The organism is Bradyrhizobium sp. JR4.1 (assembly GCF_040548605.1).
In the GTDB taxonomy this organism is placed as follows: domain Bacteria; phylum Pseudomonadota; class Alphaproteobacteria; order Rhizobiales; family Xanthobacteraceae; genus Bradyrhizobium; species Bradyrhizobium canariense.
This window is the reverse complement of record NZ_JBEPRY010000079.1, coordinates 1-1384: the sequence shown is the minus strand read 5'-3', so window position 1 is coordinate 1384 and position 1384 is coordinate 1. Positions and strand designations below refer to the sequence as shown.

1 protein-coding gene is annotated in these 1384 nt (G+C 58.3%); it reads right to left on the bottom strand.

The features are described 5' to 3' along the window. Positions 1 to 107 precede the first annotated feature (107 nt). Positions 108 to 1384: IS1182 family transposase (locus tag ABIB90_RS41585; RefSeq protein ID WP_354202980.1), on the bottom strand; the 1277-nt coding region annotated here is incomplete at its 5' end.

Here is a 1384-nt window from a genome sequence, read left to right as displayed (position 1 = left end):
GGATTGTGTTGCAAAACTCGTTTCTGACTTGGGGGCGAGCTTGGCTTTGGAGTTTCGGCGGTTTTTTTGGTACGGCGTGTCGGCGGTTTCCATTTTGCTGGTGGATTTCAGCACAGGACTGCCAGTTGTGGCGGGAGACGGCAGATTAGCTTGGCCAGCCGCCTCAGGTTCTGCGCGGTGGCTGTGAGCAGCACTTCGTCCCTGACGCCATTCAGGCCCCGCAACCGAAGCCGGTCGAGCCTGAGAATGCGTTTCATATGAGCAAACCGCATCTCGACCTTTTTGCGCTCGCGGTGCGATTGCTCGAAGGCTTCCGTATTGGCCAGCGCACGGACATGATCGCGCACATCTTCGTTGACGTCACGGGTAATTTTGCGCACGACCGCTGTCGTGCATTTGGGCTTCAAGGCGCAGCCAGAGCAATCGCTCTTGCTGGCCCTGTAGTAAACGATGTGACCTTGATCGATATTGCCGGTGCTGGTCAGTTCCGCGCCACCCGGGCAAACATAGACATTGCGCTTTTTGTCGAAGACGAAGTCCGCTCGGCTAAAGGTGCCATCGGGGCGTGCCGACTTGTCCCACACCGGAACGTGCGGCGTGATCTTGCGATCCACTAGCCATTTGAGCAATCTGACCGCGCCGTAAGCCGTGTCGCCTGCCAATCTCTTGGGGCGCAGATCGAAGCGACGCTCAACACGGTCCACCATGATCTGGGTGACAGCAATCTCAACTGCACGGTTCGCGCGCGTGCCTACCGCATCGAGGATGATCCCGGCCTTGTTGTCGATCAGATAGTTCGCATCATAAGCAAAGAATGGATCCACGCCCGGCCTCGTAACCCATGTTGCTTGCGGATCGGTGAGCGAGACTTCCTTGGGAGGCTTGCGGCGACGGCTGCCTTCACTTGAACCGCCGCCGTCTTCATCGCCGTCCTTATCGCTATTGGCGGCATCAAGCGCTGCGATGTACTCGAGCACCGCATGGGATGCTTCCTCCGCCTTTGGCCAGGTAATAGGCTGGTCGCCGGGAAGTCGCCTAGTCTTGTTCACATCGGCCTTGATCAGGCTCGCATCGACTGAGAACGCTTCGCCTCCGACCAGCCCCGCCGAAATACACAGCGCCACTACACGTTCAAAAACCCGGCGTAAGGCATCGCTCTCACGGAAGCGTTCGCGCCGCGCCCGGCAAAACACAGAGTGATCAGGGATATGACCCTCGATGCCGAGCTTGCAAAACCATCTATAAGCCAGATTGACCTGGACCTCGGCGCAGAGCCGACGCTCGGAACGAAGTGCAAATACGTAGCCCAAGACCAGCATCCGGATCATGAGCACCGGATCAATCGAAGGCCGGCCAGTGTGGGAGTAGAATGGAGCGAGCTCGT